Origin of the sequence: Myroides oncorhynchi, from assembly GCF_020905415.1 — a bacterium.
Lineage (GTDB): Bacteria > Bacteroidota > Bacteroidia > Flavobacteriales > Flavobacteriaceae > Flavobacterium > Flavobacterium oncorhynchi_A.
The window spans coordinates 2,812,133-2,828,740 of sequence record NZ_JAJJMP010000001.1; the positions used below are offsets into that span (position 1 = coordinate 2,812,133).

Consider the following 16,608-nt stretch of genomic DNA (forward strand, 5'->3'; position numbering starts at 1 on the left):
ATTAGCTCTATAATCATACTACAGTATGCCTGAATCACTAAGTCAGACCTGTTTTGTATAATTACTTTTCGTTTATAAGTTTATTGCTGATTCTGGGTAGAAGGTTCAAATGCACTTAATAATTAGAAAAGAGTACAGGTTTATTAAAAATGAAAGCGTGGAATAACAGTGTTATTTCACGCTTTCGTATGTGATTTTACACTTGATCGGTGTAGTAGTTTAAAACTTGATTGTAGCAGGAAGTAAAGTACTTCTTACCTCGCCAAAACCGATTCTTACCTCTTCATTTTGACAGAACCCTTTCATCGTTACAGTATCATAATCATGTAAGAATGTACGTGTGCTACCATCTGCTAGGGTTAGTGGATTAGCCCCTGCCCAAGTCAATTCTAACATAGAGCCATAGCTATCTGGAGTTGGTCCTGAGATAGTTCCTGACCCCATTAGATCACCAGAATTAACTTTACATCCATTTACTGTATGGTGTGCTAATTGTTGGCTCATCGTCCAATACATATATTTAAGATTAGAAGCAGAAATAAGTTTGTCTACTCCATTCTCAGGCTGTAGATATACTTCTAATTTGATATCAAAAGCTCCATCTCCAGTTTGTTGCAAATAAGGAAGAGGGGTAGGGTCTTGTTTAGGCCCAGCTACTCTGAAAGGTTCTAAAGCATCTAGAGTGATAATCCAAGGAGAGATAGAAGAAGCGAAGTTCTTCGCTAAGAATGGCCCTAATGGTACATATTCCCATGTCTGAATGTCTCTGGCACTCCAGTCATTTAGAAGTACCATACCGAAGATGTACTCTTCTGCATTATCTACTAGAACACTATCTCCCATAAGGTTAGCATCTGTAGTGATAAAAGCAGTTTCTAGTTCGAAGTCTACGCGTTGTGATGCTCCGAAGACAGGAACAGTAGCTCCTTTAGGTAAAGTCTGTCCTACTGGACGTTTTACATTTACTCCAGAAGGGACGATAGTCGAGCTTCTACCATGGTATCCTATCGGTATATGAAGCCAGTTAGGGAATAAAGCATTTGCAGGATCTCTAAACAGCGTACCTACATTAGTAGCATGTTCTCTACTAGAGTAGAAGTCAGTATAGTCCCCTATATACACAGGTAATTGCATTTCTACATCTTCTATCTTGAAGATGATAACATCTCTGTGTTTAGAGTTGTCTTTTAGTTCAGTATTATTTTGGTCAAATATCTCAGCAATTCTATTTCTTACTGCTCGCCACGTTTTTTTCCCATTAGAGATGAAGTCATTCAGGGTGTCTTGTAAGAAAACGTCATCTGTAAGCTCAATACCTTTAAAGTATCCAAGCATTTGTAAGGCACTCAGATCAATCGCATAATCCCCGATACGAGTTCCTATAGTTATAATATCATCTTTGGTGATAAAAACGCCAAACGGAATATTCTGAATTGGAAAGTCAGAATCTTTCTCTACCGGTAACCACGTTTTTCTCATCGGATCATTCGCACTTATCATCATAATTGTTTTTAGTTGTTTAGTCCTTTTGATTAATTATGCCTGTTTTCAGGAGTTTTAATTAAAAAAAGGAGCTTCGTTAATAGTATATCCAAATATATAATTAAGACTGAATATAACAAACGTTTTTTGTACATTTGGAATCAAATTAACGAAACACACAAACTAAATGAGAAGAGATTCTGAAATTTTCGACCTGATCGTAGAAGAACAGGATAGACAAATTCATGGTATTGAATTAATTGCTTCTGAGAACTTCGTGAGTGAAGAGACTATGGAAGCGGCAGGTTCTTGCTTGACTAACAAGTATGCTGAGGGATATCCTAACAAACGTTACTACGGTGGATGTGAAGTAGTGGACGTAGTGGAGCAAATCGCGATAGACCGTGCTAAAGCTTTATTCGGTGCTGAGTATGTAAACGTACAGCCTCACTCTGGATCACAAGCTAACACAGCTGTATTCTTCGCATGTCTTAAGCCTGGTGATAAAATCTTAGGATTTGACTTATCTCACGGTGGACACTTAACTCACGGATCGCCAGTTAACTTCTCAGGTAAGTTATATAACCCTGTATTCTACGGAGTAGATCAAGAGACAGGATTGTTAAACTATGACAAGATTCAAGAAGTAGCTACTAAAGAGCAACCAAAAATAATCATCGCTGGAGCGTCTGCATATTCTCGTGATATGGACTTTAAACGCTTTAGAGAGATCGCTGATAGCGTAGGAGCTTTATTAATGGCTGATATCGCACACCCAGCTGGGTTAATCGCTAAAGGATTAATGAACGATCCTGTGCCTCATTGTCACATTATCACTACGACGACTCACAAGACATTGAGAGGACCACGTGGAGGTATGATCATGATGGGTAAAGACTTCCCTAATCCATTTGGATTAACTACACCTAAAGGAGAAGTACGTATGATGTCTGCTTTATTAGACAGCGCTGTATTCCCAGGAAATCAAGGAGGACCATTAATGCACATTATCGCTGCTAAAGCTGTAGCGTTCGGTGAAGCATTAACGGATGAGTATTTCCGCTATATGATGCAAGTACAGAAGAATGCTAAGGCTATGGCTGCAGCTTTCGTTAAGAGAGGATATAACATTATCTCTGGTGGTACAGATAACCACATGATGCTTATCGACCTTAGAAATAAGAATATCTCTGGTAAAGATGCTGAACAAGCGTTAGTAAAAGCAGAAATCACTGTAAATAAAAACATGGTGCCTTTCGATGACAAATCTCCATTTGTAACATCTGGTATCCGTATCGGTACACCAGCTATTACTACAAGAGGTCTTGTAGAAGCAGATATGGATACTATCGTAGATCTTATCGATAGAGTTATTATGAATCATACAGATGAGGCTACTCTAGAAGCTGTAGCTGATGAAGTAAATGAAATGATGGAAGAAAGACCAATGTTCGTTTGGTAGTTCTCTAATACATATAATTTTATAAGAAAGGGCACTCGTGATGAGTGCCCTTTTTTTATTCTTTTATCTGAAAGTAGAGTTTATATTATTATAAATATTGTCTTTTTTTAAAACTAAGAAAATCCTTTACAATGTAACTTAATGCACAAGGTATTATAATAAATATTAACCAATTACTTTTTTTAGCGCCATTTATGTCTAATTGTATTAACCTTTCAAAAGCAGTTGTCAGACCACATCCAGGGCATTCAACTCCAAATAAAGTTTTCCATAGACAAGGAATACATACATCAATTCCTGTAGTAGCTCTTAAAAGTACTGACAAAATAATATACATTCCTATAGCTACTATAATCTTATAGCTTTTAATATATGATATTATCAGCTTAAGCATTCTTCAGAATATTTCCATCTGCATCTTTAAAGTTTCCAACAATTATCATAATAAAATCAATAAGAAACCAGATACCACAACCTCCTAATGTAAATAGTTGGATAATACCAATTCCTGTATGTCCTGTGTAGAATCTATGTACACCTAATGGACCTAAAAACCAACATAGTAGAAGAGTGGTTAACCATTTGCTTTTTAATTCTTGTGCTTGAGTATCGATTGCTACAGCTTGTCTTACACCACACTTAGGACATATTTCAGCTTTTACGTTGATTAATGAACCACATTCAGAGCAATACTTTTCACTTATACTTTTCATTCTTTGATAATGTTTTATTAGTTTCTAACTAAAATATTTTATATACAATTTTATATAACGCCAAATTTATGAAATAAAGTGTTTAATAATGAAATGATTTTAACAATGTATTTAATTAAAGTATATACCAATTTCTCTTTGACTATTTAGTGTTATTGTGACACTAATTAAAATGCTTGTACTTATTTAAGCTTAAGAATAATTTATTAACTTTATGAAATATAGATGCTTAATAATGTCCAGATGCTTTTATGAGAGTTTTTTTAGACATAGAAGGTGTAATGGTTCACAGTAATCCCAACAAGAGAGTTGAGATGGCTGAGGATGGCTTTTATGCTTTTTTAGACGAAGCAGTAGACGTTTTTAACACTATACCTGTTGAGGAAATCATTCTTTCGACTTCTCATAAGAATAGATTTACTTTAGAGCAGTGGAATGAATTACTCAAAGATAGAGGGTAGCAGTTTGATAAAGTATCAAGAATTGACAGTGAATCCCTTACAAGATCTAGACGAGAAGAAATAATGTGGTGGATAGTAAAGAGGAATTATGATACGAATGAAATAATTATTTTGGATGATGATAAGACTCTAAATGGTTTGGCTCTTTTTCTCAAGGAAAGAGTAGTTCTAACTAGCTCTTTTAGGGGTTTATGTAATAGTGATATTCCTTCTATTTCATCCATTATTAATAAGACTACTACATATCAAATTCTGAATATGACTAATAATGTGACTGAGGATACGGTTGATTATAAGTAATAGCAGATTTGTTTACTAATACTTCTGTGAGGCTTATTTTTAATACAAGTATAAAGCCTTAATAGAATAACAAGGTTTGTTGTAAGTTTGACTATTAAAACTAAACAGAGTAGATAAATAGGATTGCGATGACTAATAATGAGTATTGGACAGAATTTAGTACACTAATTAACGGACAGTTTAACGAGGCTGCTTATTGGTATTCTGCAAAAGCTATATATACATATAAGGGCTTTAGTATTGTATTTGACGAGTATCGTGGAGTAACCAGAGTCTACTGTAGATTTGCTTATGCTTATCCAATTGAATTAAGGATAGATAGAGCAGGCTTTCTCAATAAGATAGTCAATGTGTTTAGTGCAAATTAATCAAAACAAACGATAAAAAGTTTGATCAGCGGTATGTACTGCATTCTTCTAATCGCGATATAGGAAGCATCCTAAACACCATTGTTCGCAAGTTATATATTGATCTAAATATAGAAGGACTATTTATAAGTCAAAATAAAGGAATATGGGAAGAAGAAATCTTATTTGATGGTCATTATGAGCTAGCTCTTTACATTAATGAAGCAGGGGTAGATTATAACTATCTTATGCAGATTAAGGGGCTGTTTGAGCTTTTAGTAGATCACTTGTCTAGTAAATATAAAGTTGACCCTGTTGATTTTGTAGATGTTTAAGCAAGGTGATAGAGATAAATATAGGATAAAGTAATATAAAAAACAAGATTAATCAGTCTCGTTTTTTTATAGTCAGGTTTTAGAATAACTCTTATTCACTCCATTCTTCTTTAGTTAAGAAAGAGTAGCGTAGTATATAGATATAACTAGCATAGCTAATCCATTTTAATAATATCACTACTGTTAGTTTTGGAGAGTTATCGAATATACCTTCTAGCATAAGTACGAAATCACTTTTTGGGGCTTGATCCATAAAGAAATTACGATTGATGGTAATTAAATCAGATAAATCAAAAACAACTAATGATAATATTGCTATTGATAGAGAAACAAACCATATCTTTTTAAAATTGATTATACTAATAACGTAAATGACAAGTGTTGTTATGACTTCTCCAGCATTCGGACCTATGTAAGAATTGTTTTGTTTATAACCAAAATATAAGATAATTAAGACTAAACCGATAAGTACATGAGCTACTTTATGGGTATAGAATTTATTAATAGAGAAAATCTTATATTTTTGATTTAGTAGCAATAGACCATAAAATAATAGATTGACTATAGGTATATATAGTAGGATTCCAAAAAGACCAAAAAAACTATCCTCTCTAATGGTTTTATTTCGAAGTATTTGACTAATAATAATAATGAAAACCAGAGGTGTTAAGTATGTTATGAATAACTGTATGTACTCATAAAAGGTATGAATGAAATAATAGTATGAAAGACTTCCCAACATATATTCAAATACATTGTAAAATATTGTAAATATTAAGGCTAGATACAAAAGAGGAAAGGCTAGAATAAAGTTGTCAGATATTTTGTTTAACGTATTTTCGTTTATTTTAACTAAAGACCCATGTTGTTGATAGTTAGTAAGTAATAGATAGTAAATATAGAATAAACTACCAAGATAGATAGATATTAAAAGACCATAGACTACGTGTATTATAAATTCTAAACCAGCTTTTTCAATGATAAGATCTAAAATGTCATTATTGATTACAATAGTTCTAAATGCAAATAAGAAAATGATGTTTATCAGGATAGACTCTATGAATATGCTCCTTTTGATTTTAGTATTTGTATTGAGGTAAAAATATGAGGTAATTAAAGCTGTTGTAAGCAAAACACCTATTTTTAGAAACATAATCGCTAGTGAGTCATTAGCATCAACAGTGTCAAATTGAAATTGTTCAAAAATAAAATCAATAAAAAAACTAGTATGAACTAAGTAAAAAAGAGTATTCAATATAAATGTAACAATAGCTTTTGTCCATTGTTTGTTTACAATAAAATACCAACTAGTTAGTAAACTAAATATTGTTATATATCTAATACGGATAATAGTAATATCTATTATCACATCATACTGAATTAATAATTCGGTAAAGAAGAATAACAATAATAGCATCCAACATTTTTTAAAGGCTAATGCTGATTGCGTTGTGAATACACTTAGTATATTATTTAGCATAGTATTTTTTTTGTAAAAATATCAAATAATAACAACTATTTTAACTTTTGTTAACTATTTTTACCTTAAAATGTATGACAATGAAATCCCTTAAGCTAGTTTGTGTTATGTTATGGCAGTACTTGGAAGTTTAGCATCGTGTTCTTCTGTAATTAAGAGTTCACGAGTGACTGCCTTACAAGAGAATTACTGTGCACCGAATATTGCTTACCAAGATAATACGACAGCCGAGCAAAGGAGTTTTAAAGACACACTAGTCGCTGAAAAACTCTCTCAGCACGATTATAACCTTGCTACACACCTTGGATTAGTTCCTCAGATGGCTAAGTTTCTAAACAGTACAGATCCCATAGAGAAAATAGAAGCAAAGCAACAGATCATAATCAGTACACAGCTTTTCCAGACAGAGATAGATGCTTTGGCAGCAGAGTTAGATTGTAATGGCGAGCGATATGATCAGTTGGCTCGTGTGCTAGACTCAAAGAATAATACTAGTAACACGCAGTTGACTGTAGCGTCTATCGCCATAGGTGCAGCTGTAACCTTATCTACTGCTTTAATCACCAATGACAATACAAATAAAGGGCTAAATATAGCAGGAGGGGTAGTAGGTACAGGATTGGGATTCTTACTGTTGAACCCAAAAGGGAAGAAGATTGAATTGAGGACATATCGCAGTTTGCTGAGAAACGTATGGAGGGAGAATAATGACGATATCGCATTTCCACCAGCCTTATGGAGAGTGATGAATGATAAATCGTTTAGTAACGAAGGGAAGTTATCACTGGTACAGACTTTAAAGAATAGATGGCTGTTATTTGCTTTTGACAAGGAAGTAGATAAGAAAGAGGAGGAGTTGTATTTTGGTAGAGGAGGTTTATTCAAGTCTGATGATATTCACTTAATGTCTGATATGAATAATGAACTCCAAGCGAGTGTACGTACTGTACAACAAGATTTGAGAAGTCTGATATACTCGGTGAGCATGTGGAAGTAATAGTCTTACTCAGTTATCGCCTAAGTGATCATTGCTCCTGACACTAGAGGTAAGTTGTTTGGTTCTATATCTGATGACTTGTTTTATTGTGCAAATGGCGAGAATCAACACACTTCACAAATATTGCACATTTTAGTTTAATTGTTAAAATCTGCTAATCTTGTTGAGGTTTTTGAAAAAGATAAAAGGTTATGAAAAAGTTATTATTAGTTATTTCTTGTGTGCTTGCTACTGTTCAACTACATGCACAAGAGTCTGTTGCTTTAGTGTTGAATGCTAAACCTAATGCTGTTTTTGAAATCACAACAGAGGATAAAAACAGTATGATTACAAATCTTAATGGGAATAAAGAATTAATTGCACTATTAAAACAAGAAGGCTCTGAATTTCCTAAATATGAAACGCAAGAGTTTACTGCTAAGTATATGTTGAACTGGAAGAAAGCAGATAAGAATAAAGCTACCTTTGAATTAGATTTGGTCAAACAATTGATAAGAAACTTTAAAGCAAACGCTTTAGAGAGTACACTTAATGAAGGTGAAGAAAAGGGAATAACCAATGGATATTTAGGTAAAGAAGGGGTTAAAGCAACGAAAGATATTGAAGCAAAATATAAGAATGAGAATAGTGATATTCTAGCCTTATTAGACGATTTATTTAATAGTCAAGGATATCCATCTAAACCAATTAAAGTAAACGACACATTTTCAGTACAAAATAATAAGGTAATGAAATTATCTGAAGATAATGAAGTAGATGTATTAACTCGTGAAGATATTAAGTTTAGCAAAATAGAGAATAAAAAGGCGTATTTAGTTATTCTCTCAACAATTACATCAGAGAGTAAATCAGTAAAATTTGCTAAGGTAAAAGGCAAAGGAACAAAAGAAGTAATCTATAATATAGAGAAACAGTATATTGAGTCTGTATCAGGTTCAACAAATGTTACCATGAACATTGAAACTGAAGAAAGCCTGACAATTAATGTAACAAATAATACAACTCAAAAAGTAAAAGTAAAGCTTAAAGAGTAAGGCTTCTTATTTGTTAATCTGTTTGCAAATACGATTTAAGCTTTTAGGGTTCACCCCTAAAAAAGATGCAATATATTGAATAGGGATATACCTGAGTATTTCAAGGTGTTCTATAATCAACTTTTATAACGCTCTTCAGCAGTTAGTGTAGCTAACTCTTGAGAGCGTTTTTCGTTATAAGCTAATGAGCGTTGGAATACCCAGATGTGGGAGAAAAAGGTATCTTACTATTTATTAACAATACCATAAAATACATGATCAATATATTTACCATCTTTTAAAGTATGTGCCTTTAGTACTCCTTCTTTTTGCATACCAATCTTCTGCATAATTTTTCCTGAAGCCTTATTAAAGGTAAAGTAACTAGCAAAGATCTTCTTTAAATGAAGGGTGTCAAAACCAAACTGTAGTATCGTCTTTGCAGCTTCTGTCACGATGCCTTTATTCCAATGTTCACTATTTAACCAATAGCCCATCTCCGCTTTGTTATTTGCTTTGTCTATTCCTAATCCGATGCCTCCGATGATTGTAGAACTACCTTTTAGACGAATAGCAAAGATGTATGCATTACCAGCCTCAAGTCCTTCCTTTGCTAATTTCACCCAAAACTGACCACTTGTCTCCGTATAAGGAAAGGGAATATTAGTGGTATTCTGATGATATACTGGGTCCTTCATTATCTCTATCAGACCAGGGATATCCTGTAGATTAGGTTGATTTAAAAGAAGGCGTTCTGTGGTTAACTCTAGTGTTTTCATAGTTTAAGGTTTCTATAAAAATAATAAATACTTCCATATATTCAGTGAATTTATTGTTTGAAATTAATAGTATTTTAGCCCAAAATAAAAAAGATGATAAACTTTGATTTTACATCAAAAGGATTTGAGATAAATGGCAAACAATACAGCTTTCCGATAGCTAAAGAAGATCTATATGCATTATTTGGAGAGCCAGAGGTATTCACAGGAGAACACAATGATGTTTATATTTGGCATACAGTAGGATTACGAGCTTTCGCTAAGGATAGGATAAATATTAACACCATAGAAGTAACCTATATGGTAGAAGATTACACCACAGCTGTGAAATCAGCATTTATAGGTCAATTAAAGCTAAATGGGGAATCAGATGTAATCAAGTATTATAACGAACATAAACAAGAACGTATAAAACTTTGGGATACTGATGATACAGGGGCTTTTGTATTTAATGATGTGACGGTGTGGTATAGTATCAGAAGGGAAGAGCTGTACTCTCTTTCTTTACAAGCTTATGAAGAGGTAGAGGAAGAAGAAGTAGCATTACTTGAGGTAGATGAAAACTTCGAATACCTAGAAGCAGTGTGGTATGAGTGGAAAAAAGTAATAGAAAATAGAGTAGGAGCAGATAATAAATACTATAACCCTACTCACGGTATTACACAAGAACAATTAGACACTGTCGTCGCGCAACTAGACGCAGTAGAATTACCTGCTATTTTAGTTAACTTCTATAAAATAGCCAATGTCAAGTGGAATGCAGTAACTTCAGCTTTAAGCCTACAAGTGAATGGTTGGGATTATGATTTGTTGCCTTTTGAGAAGATAGCAGATGAGTGGGAAGGTATCAATGAATTGTTCGATGATGACGAGGATGTGGATGAAGATACATTGGCAGAGTATGATGTACAACTAAAATGTACAGGTTATACTAACCCCAAATGGATTCCTTTTGCAGAAGGTAAGAATGGAGATTATCTACTGATAGATACGGATCCAAGTGAGACGGGTATGTATGGGCAAATTATAGAATTGCAGAACGAGTCTTGGCAACGCACTGTCATAGCGTTTTGTTTAGAAGAACTAATTTATAGAGAGATAGAATCTTTAGAAGCAGAGGTAACAGAACATCAACAATTTATAATTGATAACGGAACATTCTAATGAAGTATATATGTGCAGATTGTGGGCAAGAACACGAAGACTGGCCTGCGTTAGTGTTTAAAGCTCCGGATACATATCTGGGGTTAACAGACGAAGAAAGAGAACATGCTGATCTAACCAGTGAGGTGTGTAGTATAGATAAAGATGGAGAGACACTGTGGTATCTACGAGGTGTGTTAACACAGTATGTCTATGATGCTTGTCAATATTTGGATTACGGGGTATGGGTAAGCCTTAGCTCAGAGAGTATGAAGGACTACTATGAACATTATGAAGACAAAGAATATAAGACTACTTACTTCGGTTGGTTAGTGACTAATCTGCCTAATTATCCACCCAGTACCTCGTTTGCTTTACCAACTAATGTTGAGGTGGATAATAGCAAGGGAATACCAACTATTCTTCCTCATCAAAAAGGTGATTCTATCTTTATCAAGGAGTTTTACGAGGGTATCTCTACAGAGGAAGCTTTGCGTAGAATAGATGCTTTAATAAATCAGTAAGTAGATGAATAACACAGGACAACAATTAGCCATAGCTTTTAAGCAGACAGAGTGGAATACTCCCAATGTCTATAACCAGCTTAGAGCAATAATGAAAGACAAAGAGGAAGTGTATGCTTTCTGCTTGGAGTTTCTGACCAATAATATAAAGGGGAGTACCTTATTTGATGCTGCATTAAGCTACGTTAGCGAAGAGCACTTTAGCATTTTGGCAAAGACTGCTATCTCAATATTGCAAGAAAAAGAGAGTAAGTTAGCTGAGAGCTTATTAGAATATGCAAGTATTCAAATGCCTCATATTCTTCATCCTTATGTAGAAGAATTGTTGGCTATTAATGCCAATGGTGATAGTTATTACGCTGATTATTATTGGCGTTACTTACCATCAGCACAGCTACAGCCTTATCTAATGCAGTTTTTACATATAGACACAGATTTAGAAACGAAGATAAAGTTGTTTAACTGTTTAATTGAATCACGTAATATTCATACGATAGAACAGCTTATTCCACACGCACTAACATTAGAATTGAGTATTTATGCAAGTGCTTCAGATTATATAGAAGGGTATTTAGAAAGTGTAGGGCTTTATAGTGAGCAAGGAAAAGTAAAGAGCTATTGTTCTGATCAAACCTATCATATTCTATTTGAACCAAATTACCTAAACAAGTCAAGTGTAGTTCATCTAAACCGTACAGATCACCCAACATGGAATGGTACATCTTTAGTGGATAAATATAAAGTAGGTGGGTATTTAGCAGAAGACGAGAACAATCCGTTTATGCATATCATCACGTTAGACCCTATTCCTAAAGGCTTAAACATAAGCTTGCCTGCTTTAGTATTAGGGTGTCATTTACGCGAATTAAATGAAAATGGCGTAGTCTATTATCAACACGATGAGCAAGGGATACCACATAAGATAGGAGAATTAGGAACGATCGAATGGACAGAAGAGCACGCGATGGTACCTACAGAAGTAAGTATAGTACCAACAGAAGCTAGATGGGCATACCAATCTTGGGCAAGTAGTAACAGTAGGGAGAACTTGTTCAGAATAGGTGGTGAGCCTACTTGGGTACAGAATGCAGATTTATTAACGTGTCCGATTAGCGGTGAGAAGATGCAATTCATTATGCAATTAGATTCTGAAATCCCTGATGTGCAGGGAGGCGAAGTCTATTACGGCAGTGGCGGAATATGTTATATTTTCTACTGTGAGAAGAGTAGAGTGAGCGGATATGTGATGCAGTGTACTTAATCAGTTAAACCCGAAATACGTGATAGGCATATAAACGAAAAGTAATTATACAAGATAGGTCTGAATTAATGATACAAGCATACTATAGTATGGTTTTAGAGCTAATGAAAGAGCTAATGAAAGAGCTAATGAAAGAGCTATGAAGTAAGATTGCTTTGTAGTATTTGACTAACGCGTATTTTGGGTTAAATATATTGACGTTTCAGTGCTTATTTTGTATGTTTTGATTAGTTATTTATCTAATTACGTGGTTTAAATGAGTAATCTTGTCGATATATTTAAAAATAGATGACATTATTATTAGTTTACTTGTTTCTAGCCTTAGCGGTATCATTTATCTGTTCTATCGCAGAAGCAACCTTACTTTCTTTATCCACTTCATTCTTAAAAACAAAGGTAGAATCAGGAGATAAGAAAGCCTTAAAAATGATTGAATTAAAACAAGATGTAGACAAGCCTCTTTCTGCTATTCTATCCTTAAATACTATTGCCCACACAGTAGGTGCAGCAGGAGTAGGTGCACAAGCCACTATTGTATTCGGCGAAGCTTATTTTGGTGTGGTATCTGCTGTATTGACCTTGTTGATCTTAGTATTGACAGAGATTATCCCAAAAACATTAGGTGCTAACTATGCAAAAGATATCTACGGATCTATGGCGTCTACTATTTTAGTGATGATGATAGTGAGTTACCCTTTGGTGGTGATGTCGTCTTTCTTAACAAAGCGATTGAGCAAGAAGACTACAGAGTCATCTACCAGTAGAGAAGAGATCGCTATTTTAGCGAGTATAGGTGAGCAAGAAGGGATTATCGCTGTAAAGGAGAATAAGATTATCCAAAACGTATTTAAACTAAATGCAGTGCGCATAGATGAGATTCACACACCGCGTATTATGATGGTGAGTGCTGATCAGGAGATGACATTGAGAGAATTCCTAAAGAATAAAGAGCTATTGCATTTCTCAAGGATTCCAGTGTATAGCGATTCGAAAGATAATATCACAGGTTATGTATTGAGAGAAGTTGCTTTTGAGTACTTGGCCGAGGATAGATTTGATGTGAAACTAAAAGACATCAAGAGAAAGATATTATTTGTATCTGAGAAGTTGAATGTAATTACGACTTGGAACAAGATGAAGGAGAATCACGAGCATATCGCTATTGTCGTTAATGAATACGGTGAGGTAGATGGTGTAGTGACGATGGAAGATATCTTAGAAACACTATTGGGGTTTGAGATTGTGGACGAGAAGGACAAGATTGTTGACTTGAGACAATTTGCAGAAGAGAGATGGCAAAACAGACAAAAGAAATATGCTTATTTAGCAGAGGATAAATAGATTCAACAGACACTGTCTGTTGAATTATAAAAGATAAAAACACCGAACTCTATCACTTGATTGTGGTAGAGTTTGTTGTTTTATACCCTTTCTGTGATTTTTTTCATTAACAACTATATATCTCTAAAACCTTGATATCATTGAGATACGGTTATAATATAATTGCCTCTAAATTAAGAATGTTTGAATTGTTTTAATAATTTATTAGTTTATTTCAAAATGGTTTTGGTATCTTAGCCTTATCAATGAACGCGAATTTTAGAACATATAACCCTGTTTTAAACACTACTGTCTTAAGTGGTGCAACTTCTCGTGTTTCTAACCTTACTACTTCTACAGTAACTACATCTACGTTGACATCATCGTCATCGTCGTCTATCTCAACCCTGTAAAGGGGGAATTTATTACATATAACCATCGTCTGTGGTCGTTTATTTTTTAACGGCTGTATTATTTATTGTCCAAAATTAACAGTATCAATTAGTTACTTTTTTTGGACTCAACCAAATCAATGAAATTTTTATGAAAGTAATAAAGTTTGGCGGGTCATCAGTGGCTAATGCCGTGAATATAAACAGATGTATAGATATCATCAACAATATAGAAGAACCGGTTATCGTGGTGGTATCTGCCTTAAGTGGAGTAACAGATTTACTACAATTAGCAGCTGTACAAGCAGCAGATCACAAGGATGAATACGTAGACCAATTTAAAGAAATTAGCTTCCGCCATTTAGAAGTTATACGTGCTTTAATCCCTGTGAATGAACAGGCAGGTATATTAAGCAGTGTGATTAGAGAGTTAAATGAGCTGGAGGTATTGTTACAGGGGTGTTACCTACTTCGCGAATTATCTGCTCGTATTAAGGACTTAATTATGTCATTTGGGGAGCGTTTATCATCTTACATTATCGCTGAGGTGATAAAAGCACAAGGGAAAGACTGTCGTCAGGGGTACAGTGGTGCCTTTATCAAAACAAATGACAAGTTTGGAAAGGCGGCAGTGAACTTCGAGGTGACAGATGCCTTAATTGTAGACTATTTTCAAGAGCATAAATGTGCAGTGACTATTGTTCCTGGGTTTATTGCAGAGTCTGAAGAAAAGCAAGTGACTACACTAGGGCGTGGAGGTTCTGATTATACAGCAGCTATCATTGCCGCGGCATTGAACCTAAAGGAATTGGAGATATGGACTGATGTAAGTGGTATTTATACAGCTAACCCAAGGGTAGTGAAGCAAGCTAAAATAGTTAAACACATCAACTTCCAAGAGGCAATGGAGCTTTCTCACTTTGGGGCGAAAGTATTGTATCCATCTGCTTTAGCACCTATATTACCTAAGGGGATTTCATTGATCGTAAAGAATACTTTTGAACCTGAAGCGGAGGGGAGTTTAGTGAGTGCACTGGGAAGTACAGACCCTAATCCTGTAAGGGGAATTACCAATATTGACAATCTAGCGTTGTTGACATTAGAGGGACCCGGTATGGTAGGTGTAGCAGGTATTTCTAAGCGTTTATTTGAGGTGTTATCACTTGAGGATATCAACGTTATTTTCATTACACAAGCTTCTTCTGAGCACTCTATCTGTTTTGCTATTATCGCGGCAGATGCTGAGAAAGCAGAGAAAGTAATCAACACTGCTTTTGAATTCGAAATACACAATAAGAAAGTGAAACCGGTGCGTGTAGAACTGGGAATGTCTATTATCGCTGCGGTGGGGGATTATATTAAGGGTCACCAAGGGGTAAGTGGTAGAATGTTTAGCGCACTAGGGCGTAATAATATTAATATATGTGCTATCGCCCAGGGGGCATCAGAGCGTAATATCTCTGCTGTAATCTTAGAGAAAGATGTCAAGAAAGCACTGAATGTATTGCACGAGGCTTTCTTTGAGGAAGTGGTGGTTCAGTTGAACCTATTTGTGATGGGAATAGGAAATGTAGGAGGTAAATTCTTAGAGCAAATCGTACAACAGCACAACTATTTAAGAGATCACCTTAAGGTAAATATCAGGGTAGTAGGTATTGCTAATTCTAAATTGATGTGCTTTAATGTAGAGGGTTTTGATTTGGCAGAGGTAAAGGATTTGTCTAACTGCGGCGCCCCGATGACTCAGGTGGGCTTCTTAGATAAGATTAAGGAATTGAACTTGCGCAACAGTATATTGGTGGATAATACTGCTACTGCTGAAGTGGCGATGACTTATGGTGCTTATTTAAAGAACAGTATCGCTGTGGTAACGTGTAACAAGATTGCTTGTTCTTCTACTATGGATTATTACAAGGAATTAAAAAACCTGTCAAAGAAATACAATGCTCCATTCTTATATGAAACGAATGTAGGAGCGGGATTGCCGATTATAGATACAATCAAAAACTTAGTGGCATCAGGAGATCAAGTAAAAGAAATTCAAGCGGTATTAAGTGGAAGTCTAAACTTTATATTTAATCAATATGACGGTTCTAAACCTTTTGCTGAGGTTGTGGCATTAGCCAAAAAAGAAGGGTACACAGAGCCTCATCCATTGATTGATTTGAGTGGTGTAGATGTAAAGCGAAAGCTAATGATCTTAATGCGTGAGAGTAATTATTGGGTAGAAGAAGAGGATATCGCAGTAGCTAATTTTTTACCGGTGTCTTGTATGCAGGCAAAGAATGCTGATACATTTATAGCTGCTTTAGCTAAAGAAGAAGCTCATTTTAAGGCGATGTATGAAAGTGCAAAAGCAAAAGGAGCTTGTCTAAAAGTAGTGGCAACACTTAAAGATGGTAAGGCTAGCGTAGGTCTGCAAGAGATTATGTCTAATCACCCATTTTATCACTTAGAGGGTAAAGATAATATCGTGATGTTCTACACAGATCGTTATAAAGAACAACCGCTATTGATAAAAGGAGCCGGTGCCGGAGCAGAAGTTACAGCCTCAGGGATATTCTCTGATGTAATAAGAATAGGAAGTAAATTGTTATAA

At 34.9% G+C, this 16,608-nt stretch carries 16 protein-coding genes; 10 read left to right on the plus strand and 6 right to left on the minus strand.

The annotated features are described in order from the left end of the window. Window positions 1-219 precede the first annotated feature (219 nt). Window positions 220-1,503: a fumarylacetoacetase gene (fahA, locus tag LNQ81_RS12295; protein WP_229947107.1), complete on the minus strand. Its 1,284-nt coding sequence runs from the start codon at window positions 1,501-1,503 to the stop codon at window positions 220-222. A gap of 166 nt (window positions 1,504-1,669) precedes the next feature. Between fahA and glyA the strand changes: the two genes are divergently transcribed. Beyond that, the gene (gene glyA, locus LNQ81_RS12300; protein ID WP_229947109.1) at window positions 1,670-2,944 is read left to right on the plus strand and encodes a serine hydroxymethyltransferase; all 1,275 of its coding nucleotides are present in this window, start codon (window positions 1,670-1,672) and stop codon (window positions 2,942-2,944) included. Between the two features lie 88 nt (window positions 2,945-3,032). Here glyA and LNQ81_RS12305 read toward each other — a convergent pair whose 3' ends face one another. Beyond that, window positions 3,033-3,338, minus strand: coding sequence for a DUF2752 domain-containing protein (locus LNQ81_RS12305; protein WP_229947111.1), 306 nt, complete (start codon window positions 3,336-3,338; stop codon window positions 3,033-3,035). After that, entirely contained in the window at window positions 3,331-3,657 is a 327-nt protein-coding gene (locus tag LNQ81_RS12310; RefSeq protein ID WP_229947113.1) for a TM2 domain-containing protein, read from the minus strand. The genes LNQ81_RS12305 and LNQ81_RS12310 overlap by 8 nt, the downstream gene beginning before the upstream one ends. Window positions 3,658-3,908: 251 nt before the next feature. Between LNQ81_RS12310 and LNQ81_RS12315 the strand changes: the two genes are divergently transcribed. Both LNQ81_RS12315 and LNQ81_RS12320 read left to right on the plus strand, forming a co-directional pair. Further along, complete coding sequence (locus LNQ81_RS12315; RefSeq protein WP_229947115.1) at window positions 3,909-4,118, plus strand: HAD domain-containing protein; 210 nt, start codon at window positions 3,909-3,911, stop codon at window positions 4,116-4,118. Window positions 4,119-4,546: 428 nt separating this feature from the next. After that, a complete protein-coding gene (locus LNQ81_RS12320) occupies window positions 4,547-4,786 on the plus strand; it encodes a hypothetical protein (protein WP_229947117.1) in 240 nt (79 codons plus the stop codon). Window positions 4,787-5,191: 405 nt separating this feature from the next. Here LNQ81_RS12320 and LNQ81_RS12325 read toward each other — a convergent pair whose 3' ends face one another. Next, the gene (locus tag LNQ81_RS12325; RefSeq protein WP_229947123.1) at window positions 5,192-6,580 is read right to left on the minus strand and encodes a hypothetical protein; all 1,389 of its coding nucleotides are present in this window, start codon (window positions 6,578-6,580) and stop codon (window positions 5,192-5,194) included. A gap of 112 nt (window positions 6,581-6,692) precedes the next feature. On the opposite strand from LNQ81_RS12325, the gene LNQ81_RS12330 reads away from it, so the two are divergent. Together LNQ81_RS12330 and LNQ81_RS12335 are read left to right on the plus strand one after the other, a co-directional pair. Further along, window positions 6,693-7,577 (plus strand): hypothetical protein, encoded by an 885-nt coding sequence (locus tag LNQ81_RS12330; protein WP_229947125.1) that lies wholly within the window; start codon window positions 6,693-6,695, stop codon window positions 7,575-7,577. A 191-nt stretch (window positions 7,578-7,768) separates the two neighbouring features. Further along, a complete protein-coding gene (locus tag LNQ81_RS12335) occupies window positions 7,769-8,611 on the plus strand; it encodes a hypothetical protein (RefSeq protein ID WP_229947127.1) in 843 nt (280 codons plus the stop codon). A gap of 227 nt (window positions 8,612-8,838) precedes the next feature. Here LNQ81_RS12335 and LNQ81_RS12340 read toward each other — a convergent pair whose 3' ends face one another. Next, window positions 8,839-9,369 (minus strand): GNAT family N-acetyltransferase, encoded by a 531-nt coding sequence (locus LNQ81_RS12340; RefSeq protein ID WP_229947129.1) that lies wholly within the window; start codon window positions 9,367-9,369, stop codon window positions 8,839-8,841. A 93-nt stretch (window positions 9,370-9,462) separates the two neighbouring features. Here LNQ81_RS12340 and LNQ81_RS12345 point away from each other — a divergent pair, with 93 nt between their 5' ends. The 4 genes from LNQ81_RS12345 (at window position 9,463) to LNQ81_RS12360 (ending at window position 13,638) form a co-directional block, all read left to right on the plus strand. Beyond that, window positions 9,463-10,533 (plus strand): SMI1/KNR4 family protein, encoded by a 1,071-nt coding sequence (locus tag LNQ81_RS12345; RefSeq protein ID WP_229947131.1) that lies wholly within the window; start codon window positions 9,463-9,465, stop codon window positions 10,531-10,533. Further along, window positions 10,533-11,036, plus strand: a complete 504-nt coding sequence (locus tag LNQ81_RS12350) for a DUF2199 domain-containing protein (protein ID WP_229947132.1) — start codon at window positions 10,533-10,535, stop codon at window positions 11,034-11,036. The genes LNQ81_RS12345 and LNQ81_RS12350 overlap by 1 nt, the downstream gene beginning before the upstream one ends. Window positions 11,037-11,040: 4 nt before the next feature. Next, a complete protein-coding gene (locus tag LNQ81_RS12355; RefSeq protein ID WP_229947134.1) occupies window positions 11,041-12,297 on the plus strand; it encodes a hypothetical protein in 1,257 nt (418 codons plus the stop codon). Between the two features lie 288 nt (window positions 12,298-12,585). Then, window positions 12,586-13,638 carry a CNNM domain-containing protein gene (locus LNQ81_RS12360; RefSeq protein WP_229947143.1) on the plus strand — a complete coding sequence of 351 codons (1,053 nt, stop codon included), beginning with the start codon at window positions 12,586-12,588 and terminating at the stop codon, window positions 13,636-13,638. Window positions 13,639-13,852: 214 nt separating this feature from the next. Here the strand turns inward: LNQ81_RS12360 and LNQ81_RS12365 are convergent, their stop codons facing one another. Continuing rightward, a complete protein-coding gene (locus tag LNQ81_RS12365) occupies window positions 13,853-14,056 on the minus strand; it encodes a hypothetical protein (protein WP_229947145.1) in 204 nt (67 codons plus the stop codon). A 104-nt stretch (window positions 14,057-14,160) separates the two neighbouring features. Here LNQ81_RS12365 and thrA point away from each other — a divergent pair, with 104 nt between their 5' ends. Beyond that, entirely contained in the window at window positions 14,161-16,608 is a 2,448-nt protein-coding gene (thrA, locus tag LNQ81_RS12370) for a bifunctional aspartate kinase/homoserine dehydrogenase I (RefSeq protein ID WP_229947147.1), read from the plus strand.

Bases quoted from the DNA above. Each gene is read 5' to 3' on its own strand.
- fahA (WP_229947107.1), bottom strand. From the start codon at position 1,503: ATGATGATAAGTGCGAATGATCCGATGAGAAAAACGTGGTTACCGGTA.
- glyA (WP_229947109.1), top strand. From the start codon at position 1,670: ATGAGAAGAGATTCTGAAATTTTCGACCTGATCGTAGAAGAACAGGAT.
- LNQ81_RS12305 (WP_229947111.1), bottom strand. From the start codon at position 3,338: ATGCTTAAGCTGATAATATCATATATTAAAAGCTATAAGATTATAGTA.
- LNQ81_RS12310 (WP_229947113.1), bottom strand. From the start codon at position 3,657: ATGAAAAGTATAAGTGAAAAGTATTGCTCTGAATGTGGTTCATTAATC.
- LNQ81_RS12315 (WP_229947115.1), top strand. From the start codon at position 3,909: ATGAGAGTTTTTTTAGACATAGAAGGTGTAATGGTTCACAGTAATCCC.
- LNQ81_RS12320 (WP_229947117.1), top strand. From the start codon at position 4,547: ATGACTAATAATGAGTATTGGACAGAATTTAGTACACTAATTAACGGA.
- LNQ81_RS12325 (WP_229947123.1), bottom strand. From the start codon at position 6,580: ATGCTAAATAATATACTAAGTGTATTCACAACGCAATCAGCATTAGCC.
- LNQ81_RS12330 (WP_229947125.1), top strand. From the start codon at position 6,693: ATGGCAGTACTTGGAAGTTTAGCATCGTGTTCTTCTGTAATTAAGAGT.
- LNQ81_RS12335 (WP_229947127.1), top strand. From the start codon at position 7,769: ATGAAAAAGTTATTATTAGTTATTTCTTGTGTGCTTGCTACTGTTCAA.
- LNQ81_RS12340 (WP_229947129.1), bottom strand. From the start codon at position 9,369: ATGAAAACACTAGAGTTAACCACAGAACGCCTTCTTTTAAATCAACCT.
- LNQ81_RS12345 (WP_229947131.1), top strand. From the start codon at position 9,463: ATGATAAACTTTGATTTTACATCAAAAGGATTTGAGATAAATGGCAAA.
- LNQ81_RS12350 (WP_229947132.1), top strand. From the start codon at position 10,533: ATGAAGTATATATGTGCAGATTGTGGGCAAGAACACGAAGACTGGCCT.
- LNQ81_RS12355 (WP_229947134.1), top strand. From the start codon at position 11,041: ATGAATAACACAGGACAACAATTAGCCATAGCTTTTAAGCAGACAGAG.
- LNQ81_RS12360 (WP_229947143.1), top strand. From the start codon at position 12,586: ATGACATTATTATTAGTTTACTTGTTTCTAGCCTTAGCGGTATCATTT.
- LNQ81_RS12365 (WP_229947145.1), bottom strand. From the start codon at position 14,056: ATGGTTATATGTAATAAATTCCCCCTTTACAGGGTTGAGATAGACGAC.
- thrA (WP_229947147.1), top strand. From the start codon at position 14,161: ATGAAAGTAATAAAGTTTGGCGGGTCATCAGTGGCTAATGCCGTGAAT.